Below are 9,070 nucleotides of genomic sequence, written 5' to 3'. Positions count from 1 at the left end.
TCCGATCGACGTAGCTCGCCATACGCCCGAACATCTCGTTGATGCTCGGGCCGTAGGACATGAGCCCGCCGTCCTCGACGTAGTTCTTGAATTCGTAGACTGCGGGCAAGCGGTACCTGGCGGCAAGCTCGATCAGTCGTTTGCGGTGCCCGTTCAGCAAGGTCACGGTGAGCTTACCGCCGCCGAGCCAGAGTCTCAACTCACCCGGACGGGCCGAGCCGGAGGGGTCCCGGCGCTCAGCGCAGCCCGGGCTCCGGCTGCTCGGCCACGTACTCCGCGATGGTGAAGCGCACGTCCGGGTGCTCCTGGAGCAGGGAGGCCGGGACCGCCTCGGTCACCGGCCCGTGCAGGATCTTCCGCACGATCGCCGCCTGCCATTCCCGGTTCATGTAGATGCGCACTTTCCGGCTCTCCAGGACCTCCTTCATCCCCACGGTCACCGCGAGCCTCGGGATGCGATCGAGGTTGCCCCGGGCGGCCGTCATCGAGTTGACCACGATCGTCTCCCGGCTGAGGCGGACGACCCGCGTTCCGAGCACCCGAAACTCCGCGAGGGAGGTCGTCTCTTCGGGCTCCGGCGGATCGTTGAAGGCGAGGTGGCCCGTGATGCCGATCCCACCGAAGCAGACGTCCACGCCGCCCCACCCCGCGATCGCCCGCGCTACGGCGTCGAGGTCCCGCGGGTCGGGGAACACCCGCTGGCCCGACGGCGGCGCCAGCTCCGGGGCCAGGAGGTCGTAGAGGCGGGCGTCCATGTGCCGGCGGAAGCTCAGCGGGTCGGAGGTCGGGATCCAGTCGCGGCCGTCCGGGGTCAGGTACTCGTCCATGTTGATGAGTGCCAGGTCCCGCAGGCTGATCCGCTCGGCGTTGCACCGCCCAGCCAGACGCTCGAACTGCCCGACCGGACCCACCGGCACGATGAACACGACCGGCCGGCGGCCGGCCTGCCGCCCGCGCCGGTACTCGGCGAGGAGGTCTTCGGCGAAGGCCGCGATGACGGCCTCGTGGTCGGGCATGACGGTGAGCGAAATCGGCGAGCCCCGGCCCAGGAGCTCCTTGGGGACGGCGAGAGGGTCGGGCCGGAGGTGTGGGCTCGCCATAATCCTAGGCGTTTGCTCCGATCCTAGCTTACCCTGTCAGGCACCCTGACACCGAGCGCTCCATGCCGTGCTGATCCTCTACGCGACCACGATCTTTCTCGGCGCGAGCCTCTTGTTCCTGGTCCAGCCCATGTTCGCCCGGATGGTGCTGCCCCTCCTCGGAGGCTCGCCGTCGGTCTGGAACACGGCCCTCGTCTTCTACCAGACGGCGCTGCTGGCCGGGTATGTCTACGCTCACGTCGCGACCGCGGCACTCGGGATCCGCCGCCAGGCCGCGCTGCATCTCGCCGTGGTGGCCCTGCCGCTGCTGGTCCTCCCGCTCGGCATCCCGGCCGGCTGGACGCCGCCGCGCAGTGAGAATCCGATCCCCTGGCTGCTCGCGCTGCTGGTCGTGTCGGTGGGGCTCCCGTTCTTCGTCGTCTCCAGCTCGAGCCCGCTCCTTCAGAAGTGGCTCACCGGCACCACTCACGGCGCCGCCGCCGATCCCTACTTCCTCTACGCGGCGAGCAACCTCGGGAGCCTGCTGGCCCTCCTGGCCTACCCGCTCGTGGTGGAGCCGTACCTGCGTCTCCCCGATCAGAGCCGCCTCTGGACCCTCGGCTATGCCCTGCTCGCGCTCCTCGCGCTGGGCTGCGCCCTCGCCGTGTGGCGGGAGCCCGCGAGCGCCCGACTCCCCGAGGCGCGCCCTCCCGGTTCGACGGATCCCCCCCCCGGCATCGCCCAGCGCCTTCGCTGGGTGCTCCTGGCCTTCGTGCCGTCGAGCCTCATGCTGAGCGTGACGACGCACCTCTCGGCCGACATCGCCGCCATCCCCTTGCTGTGGGTGATCCCGCTCGTCGTCTACCTCCTCACTTTCATCCTGGTCTTCGCCCGCAAGCCGCCGATCTCCCACCGGCTCATGGTCGAGGCCCTCCCGATCACGATGCTGCCGCTGGTGATGGTCCTCGTTTCCCGCGCCACCGGACCGCTCGCCCTGGTCATCCCGCCTCACCTCCTCACGCTGTTCGTGGCGGGCATGGTCTGTCACGGCCGCCTGGCCGCCGACCGTCCGCCGCCGCGGCATCTCACGGAGTTCTACCTCTGGATCTCGGTGGGAGGCGCGCTGGGCGGGGTCGCCACCGCGCTGATCGCCCCCGTGCTGTTCACCAGCGTCGCCGAGTACCCGCTCATGCTGGTTCTCGCCTGTCTCCTCGCCGCGCGTCCGCATCCGGCCCCCGAATCGCGGCGCGCGCGCATCCTCGACGTCGCGCTGCCGGCGGCGCTCGGCCTGTTGGCGCTCGCCTCGATCCGCGCGGTCCAGGCTGGCGACTCCCCGGCCACTCGCGCCCACATCGGCCTGGTCTTCGGCGGGCTCGTGCTGCTCTGCTTCACGTTCTCGCGCCGGCCGCTCCGCTTCGGCCTGGGGATCGGCGCCATCCTGCTGGCCGCCACCACCTACCAGGGAGAAGAGGGTCGCCTGCTCTATGCCGAGCGCACCTTCTTCGGGGTGCACCGGGTCACGCTGGACCCCGCCGGGCGCTACCGGCTCCTCCTCCACGGCACCACACTCCACGGGATGCAGAGCCTCGACCCGGCCCGCCGGCAAGAGCCCCTCGCCTACTACAGCGCCGACGGTCCCGTGGCGCAGGTCTTCGCGGCCTTCCGCGCCGGAGACGCCCCACGGTCCGTGGCCGTCGTCGGGCTCGGCACCGGCTCCATCGCCTGTCATGGAGCGCGCGACCAGCGCTGGCGCTTCTACGAGATCGATCCGGCCGTCGAGCGCATCGCGCGTGACCCCCGGCACTTCACCTTTCTCCACGACTGCCCGCCCCGGGTCGAGGTCGTCCTGGGTGACGCCCGTCTGGCGCTCGAGACCGCCCGCGAGCGCTACGGCCTGATCGTCCTCGACGCCTATAGCTCCGACGCCCCGCCCGTTCACCTGCTCACGCGGGAGGCCCTCCGGCTCTACCTGGAGCGCCTGGCCCCTCACGGAATCCTGGCGTTCAACATCTCCAACCGCCATCTCGACCTCGAGCCCGTCCTGGGCGCCCTCGCGCGCGACGCGGGGCTCCTCTGCCTGGTCCAGGACGACGCCGTCGATACCGAGGCGGAGCGGGCCCGGGGGAAGCTCCCGTCCAAGTGGGGGGCGATGGCGCGCGAGGCCGGGGACCTGGGCTCGCTGGCGACGGACCCCGGCTGGCAGCCGCCGCGGCTGGAGCCGCCGGCCGGCGTCTGGACCGACGACTACTCGAGCATCGTGCGGGTGTTTCGATGGCGGGCGGCCCGCCCGGGGACGGCCGCGCCGCCGGTCGTCAACTGACAGTCCCTCGGGCCTCGGAGGGGGTGTTCCGACACCCCCTCCGATCTTGGCTGGCAGTGTGTCGGCGTAACCAGTCGCCGACCATCGAGTGCGTGGTGCATCGAGGAGTGCTCCGAGCGGCGGCTTTGCCGCCGCCACGACGGGGGGCATCGGGGGGGTCTTCCGAGACCCCCCCGAAGTGACCTAGTGGCCGGCGACGGTCATCCGGGAGATCTTGAGGGTGGGCGCCGCCGTCTGGTCGCGGAACACGAGGTCGCGGCCGATCATCTCGATCCCCCGGTACATCTCCCGGAGGTTCCCGGCGATCGTGATCTCTTCGACGGGATAAGCCAGCTCCCCCCGCTCGATCCAGTACCCGACGGCGCCGCGGGAGTAGTCCCCCGTGACGAAGTTGATCCCGAACCCGATCAGCTCCGTCACGTAGAGGCCCCGATCCACCGAGCGAATGATCGCCTCCGGCGCGTGCGGCCCGGGCTCCAGGTAGAGGTTCGTGTAGCCGACCGTGACCCCGCCGCCACCCTCGCGGGCGGCGTGGCCGGTCGCCCGGAGGCCGAGCTTGCGGGCGCTGTAGGTGTCGAGGAGATAGCTCTGTAACACGCCCCGGTCCAGCAGGACCGTTCGCCGGCTCGGGAGCCCCTCGCCGTCGAAGGGACGGGAGCCGAGGCCGTGAGGGCGGAGCGCGTCGTCGACGATCGTCACCGAAGGCGGCGCCAGCGGCTCGCCGAGCCGGCCGACCAGAAACGAGGTCCCGCGGTAGAGGCTCGGCCCCGAGGCCGCCATCGCCAGCGCGCGCACCAGGCTGGCGGCGCTCTCGGGATCGAAGATCACCGGGACCTCGGCCGTCGCTTGCTTCCGCGCCCCGAGGCGGCGGCACGCCCGGCGCGCCGCCTCGCGCCCGACCGCCTCCGGGCTCTCCAGCTCGCCGAGCTTCCGGGCGGCGCTGTACCAGTAGTCGCGCTCCATGTGACCGTTGTCCGCGGCGACCGGCGTCACCGAGAGCGCGAACGAGGAGACGCGGAACTGGCCGGCGAACCCCCCGCTCACGGCATAGGCCACCCGGGCCTGCCGATCGTAGAACTCGGCGCCTTCCGAGTTACGGATACGCGGGTCCGCCTCGAGCGCCGCCGCCTCGGCCCGCCGCGCCTGCTCGACCTTGGCCTCCACGGTCAGCCGGTGCCCCTCGCGGTCCCACAGGTCGAGCTCCGGCACCTCTCGGGCGAGGGTCTCCGGCGCGGGGAGCCCGGAGTACTCGTCACGCTGGGTCACGCGAGCGAGGGCCACGGTCTCGTCGATCAGCCGTCCGAGCGCCGGCGGCGAGAGGTCGGAGGAAGTCGCCGAGGCCGAGCCGGTCGCCGTGAAGATCCGGAGCGAGCACCGGTTCTCGCGGGCGTGCTTCAGCGACTCGATCTGGCCCATCCGGACCTGGACGGTCTGGATCTCCTCCTCGACCATGAAGGCGTCGGCCTCGACCGCCCCCTGAGCCCGGGCCCGACGCAAGAGATCTTCGAGCCGATCGACCACCGCGCTACACCTCGGTGCCGCCGACCGTGATCCCGTCGATCCGGATGGTCGGCAGCCCCACGCCGACCGGCACCGACTGCCCGTCCTTGCCGCAGGTCCCGATCCCCTCGTCGAAGGCGAGGTCGTGGCCGACCCGGCTCACCCGCGTGAGGACGTCGGGGCCGGACCCGATCAGGGTCGCCCCCTTGACCGGCGCCGTGACCCGGCCGTCCTCGACCAGATAGGCTTCGCTCGCCGAGAAGACGAATTTCCCATTGGTGATGTCGACCTGACCCCCTCCGAAGGCCACGGCATAGAGCCCGCGGGACACCGACCGGATGATCTCCTCGGGGTCGTCCTCGCCGGCGAGCATGAAGGTGTTGGTCATCCGCGGCATCGGCGGGTGCTGGAACGACTCGCGCCGGCCGTTTCCGGTGAGCGGCATGCCCAGGAGGCGCGCGTTCAGGCGATCCTGCATGTATCCCCGGAGGATGCCCCTCTCGATCAGCACGGTGCGACCCGTGGGCGTCCCCTCGTCATCCACGTTGAGCGACCCGCGGCGGTTGGGGATCGTTCCGTCGTCGACCACCGTCACCAGCTCCGAAGCCACCCTCTGGCCGAGCCTTCCGGTGAAGGCGGAGACCTCCTTGCGGTTGAAGTCACCTTCCAGCCCGTGGCCCACCGCCTCGTGGAGCAGGATGCCGGGCCAGCCGGGGCCGAGGACCACCGTCATGGTCCCGGCCGGGGCATTGACGGCGGCGAGCTTCAGGATGGCCTGGCGGACCGCCTCGCGGGTGAAGCGGGCCCAGCGCTCGGCGTCCAGAAAAAAGTCGAAGCCGACCCGGCCCCCGCCCCCGTAGCCGCCGATCTCCCGGCGTCCACTCTCGTCCACGACCACCGTGACGTTGAGGCGGGTCAGCGGGCGGACGTCCCCCACCTGCCACCCCTCGGACGTCGCGATGAGGGTCACCTGCTCTTCACTCCAGAGGGTTGCGATGACCTGGCGCACCCGCGGGTCGGATCCCCGGGCCAGGGTGTCGATCCGCCGGAGCAGATCCACCTTCCGCGCGAGCGCGGCGTCCACCGGGGGCTCGGTCAGGCGGTAGAGGTCGTGGGGGCGCCCGCGCCCGGGAACCGCGACGACGGCCGACCCGCTCGGGTGCTCGGCGATGGCCTGCGCCTGGCGGGCCGCCAGCTCGAGGTGCTCGAGGGCCAGATCGTCGGTGTAGGCGTACCCGGTCCGCACCCCGGCCTGAGCCCGAACGCCGGCGCCCTGGCTCAGCGTCCGGGAGGCCTTCTTGACGACCCCATCCTCGAGAAGGAAGTCCTCGCTGATCTGGTGCTCGATGAAGATATCGGCGTAATCCACCCGCCCGGCAGCCACCCCGAGAAGCCCCTCGAGCCGGCTCTGGGTCAGGCCATACCGGTCGGCGAAGAAGCGCTCCGGCTGGGCAAGCTCTCGCGTCGCTGCCATGGGGGATCTCCCGGGTTCAGAAGTGTCAGGGGGCCAGACCCCCCTCATGGTACCACAGCGCCGCGACCCGGACACGTGGCCTGATTAGGCCTGCAGATATACTGACTTATAATGCGACTACTGCGGGTGTTCTTTAGGGCTGGTCGGCGGCCGTCTCGGTGAACGGCTCGCCGGCCACGTGGGCCTGGATGATCTCGTGGAGCGTCCTGAGGCCCCGGAGGAGGGAAGGACCTGGAGCGAGGAGGTCGTCCGAGGGGACGGCGTACAGCCGCCCCTCGCGGACAGCCGGCAGGGCCTCCCAGCCCGGGCGGCGCCGGATCGTGTCGAGGTCGACCCGCTTCCCGCACCAGGAGGCGACGATGACCTGGGGCGCGCGGCGGATCACCTCGGCAGGATCGACCCGGCGGCCCGAGGCATCATGTCGCCCCCGAAGCTCGGGGAAGATGTCCTCGCCGCCGGCGATCTCGATCAGCTCGGAAACCCACCGGATGCCCGCGATCGGTGGGTCGTCCCACTCCTCGAAGTAGACGCGGGGCCGATCGGGCCACACGCTCGAGAACTCGCGGATCTGCCGGATCTCCTCCTGCATGTCGGCCACCAGGTCCCGCGCCGGAGCCTCCCGCCCGAGGGCCCCGCCGATGACGAGGATCGCCTGGAAGACTCCGGCCAGGCTGCGCTGGTTGAGAGCCAGGACGGCGACCCCGGCCCGCACCAGATCGCGGACGACGTCCGCCTGGAGATCGGAGAAGGCGAGGACCAGATCGGGCTGGAGCGCGAGGATCTTGTCGAGACGGAACGTGGTGAAGCCGCCGACCCTCGGGCGCTCGCGGGCCTCGGGCGGACGGGTCGCCGTCCCCGTCACGCCGACCACCCGATCGCCGGCGCCGAGGGCGAAGGCGATCTCGGCCGTCTCGGCGCTCAGGCAGACGATCCGCTGGGGAAACGGGGCGAGGGGCGTCCCGTACACGGCGCCAATCCTATCAGATCGGTCACCGCCACGCCCGCGTGCAGGCCTCGAGAAGCTCCTTGGTCGCGCGCGCCGGGTCCTCGGCCTCGAGCAGCGCGCGGATCACCGCGACACCGGCCGCGCCCGCCGCGCGCACCTCGGGGACGCAGGCGGCGGTCACCCCGCCGATGGCCAGGACCGGCACCCGGGCGCGCCGGCAGGCGTCGGCGAGGGCATCCAGCCCCAGCGGGGCGCCGTACGGTCGCTTGGAGGGGGTGTCATAGACCGGCCCGAACACGGCGAAGTCGGCCCCCCCGGACCCGGCGGCCGCCGCCTCCGCGGGCGAATGGGTGGAGACGCCGAGGAGCCGCCCCGTCCCGAGGAGGCGGCGGGCCACATCGGGCGGGAGGCCACCGCCCGGAAGGTGAACTCCGTCGGCCTCCACCGCCAGCGCGACATCGACGCGGTCGTTGACCAGGAGGCGGGCCTCGTGCCGCGCGGTGAGCCGGCGGAGCTCGCGGGCCAGCGCGAGGAGCGCGCCGCCGACGAGATCCTTCTCACGAAGCTGGACCGCGCGCAGCCCCGCGTCGAGGCACGTCTCGATCAGGCCCGGAAGAGGTCGTCCTCGGGTCGCGTGCCGGTCGGTGACCAGGTAGAGGCGGAAGTCCAGCCCGGGCATCCCGCCCTCACGGGGCGGGCGCCCAGTCGGGGATGCCCTCCAGGGGGCTCGAGGCCGTGGCGTAGAGCTTGCGGGGGATCCGCCCGGCCTTGGAGGCGAGCCTCCCGGCCTCCACCGCGAGCTTCATCGCTTCGGCCATCGCTTCCGGGTCCCTGGCCTGGGCGATCGCCGTGTTCATGAGGACGCCATGGCAGCCGAGCTCCATGGCGACCGCTGCGTCGGAGGCGGTCCCGACGCCGGCATCGACGATGACGGGCACTGCCGCCGCCTCCAGGATGATCCGGATGTTGTACGGATTCCGGATGCCCATCCCCGAGCCGATCGGCGCCCCGAGCGGCATGACGGCCGCCGCCCCCGACTCTTCCAGACGCTTGGCCACCACCGGATCGTCGTTCGTGTACGGGAGCACCACGAAGCCCTCTCGGGCGAGCGTCTTGGTGGCCTCCAGGAGCCCCTGGACATCCGGAAAGAGCGTCTTCTCGTCCCCGATGACCTCCAGCTTGATGAACTCCCCGAGGCCGGCTTCCCGCGCCAGGTACGCGGTCCGTACCGCCTCGTCGGCCGTGTAGCAGCCCGCGGTATTCGGCAGGAGCGTGATCCGGCTCGTGTCGATGAAGTCGAGGAGGGACTCACCCTGCTTCGACAGATCGATCCGACGCACCGCCACCGTCACCATCTCGGTGCCGGAGACCTCGTGACACCGGCGCATGAGATCGAAGGAGGGGTACTTCCCGGTGCCGACGATGAGTCGAGACCGGAACGAGCGGCCCCCCAGCACCAACGGCTCGTCCCACATGGCTCTGACCTCCTGTCTTGCTGTCGCCCCTCAGGCGCCGCCGGCCATCGGATGGACGACCTCGACCCGGTCTCCTTCCCGGAGCACTGTCGAGGCGTAGCTCGCTCGGCGGGCCACCTCCCGGTTGAGCGCGACGGCCGTGTAGTCCCGGCGCACGCCCAGCTCCTGGAGCAGGCCGTCGAGCGTCAGTCCCTCGCGGACGTCCCTCGGCTCCCCGTTGACGACGATGCGCATCGACAAAAAAACCGCACCGGGGCACGGTGCGGTCCGTCAACG

At 71.4% G+C, this 9,070-nt stretch carries 8 protein-coding genes; 1 reads left to right on the top strand and 7 read right to left on the bottom strand.

Annotated elements, in window-relative coordinates:
* Positions 1-236: 236 nt before the first annotated feature.
* Positions 237-1,100 (bottom strand): glucosamine-6-phosphate isomerase, encoded by an 864-nt coding sequence (locus tag VGW35_26250; GenBank protein HEV8311181.1) that lies wholly within the window; start codon positions 1,098-1,100, stop codon positions 237-239.
* A 67-nt stretch (positions 1,101-1,167) separates the two neighbouring features.
* On the opposite strand from VGW35_26250, the gene VGW35_26245 reads away from it, so the two are divergent.
* Entirely contained in the window at positions 1,168-3,399 is a 2,232-nt protein-coding gene (locus VGW35_26245; GenBank protein HEV8311180.1) for a fused MFS/spermidine synthase, read from the top strand.
* A gap of 183 nt (positions 3,400-3,582) precedes the next feature.
* Here the strand turns inward: VGW35_26245 and VGW35_26240 are convergent, their stop codons facing one another.
* From VGW35_26240 to thiS, 6 genes are all read right to left on the bottom strand, one after another.
* Positions 3,583-4,920, bottom strand: a complete 1,338-nt coding sequence (locus VGW35_26240; protein ID HEV8311179.1) for a TldD/PmbA family protein — start codon at positions 4,918-4,920, stop codon at positions 3,583-3,585.
* A 4-nt stretch (positions 4,921-4,924) separates the two neighbouring features.
* Positions 4,925-6,373 (bottom strand): metalloprotease TldD, encoded by a 1,449-nt coding sequence (gene tldD / locus VGW35_26235; GenBank protein ID HEV8311178.1) that lies wholly within the window; start codon positions 6,371-6,373, stop codon positions 4,925-4,927.
* 133 nt (positions 6,374-6,506) lie between these two features.
* On the bottom strand, positions 6,507-7,340 hold the full coding sequence (locus VGW35_26230) for a cobalamin-binding protein (GenBank protein HEV8311177.1): 834 nt from the start codon (positions 7,338-7,340) through the stop codon (positions 6,507-6,509).
* A 22-nt stretch (positions 7,341-7,362) separates the two neighbouring features.
* Positions 7,363-7,998, bottom strand: a complete 636-nt coding sequence (gene thiE / locus VGW35_26225; GenBank protein HEV8311176.1) for a thiamine phosphate synthase — start codon at positions 7,996-7,998, stop codon at positions 7,363-7,365.
* Positions 7,999-8,005: 7 nt separating this feature from the next.
* Positions 8,006-8,794, bottom strand: coding sequence for a thiazole synthase (locus tag VGW35_26220; GenBank protein ID HEV8311175.1), 789 nt, complete (start codon positions 8,792-8,794; stop codon positions 8,006-8,008).
* A gap of 30 nt (positions 8,795-8,824) precedes the next feature.
* Positions 8,825-9,028, bottom strand: a complete 204-nt coding sequence (gene thiS, locus VGW35_26215; GenBank protein ID HEV8311174.1) for a sulfur carrier protein ThiS — start codon at positions 9,026-9,028, stop codon at positions 8,825-8,827.
* Positions 9,029-9,070 lie beyond the last annotated feature (42 nt).

The sequence above is a fragment of the Candidatus Methylomirabilota bacterium genome (assembly GCA_036005065.1).
In the GTDB taxonomy this organism is placed as follows: Bacteria; Methylomirabilota; Methylomirabilia; order Rokubacteriales; family DASRDR01; genus DASYQW01.
This window is presented reverse-complemented; position numbering and strand designations above follow the sequence as displayed.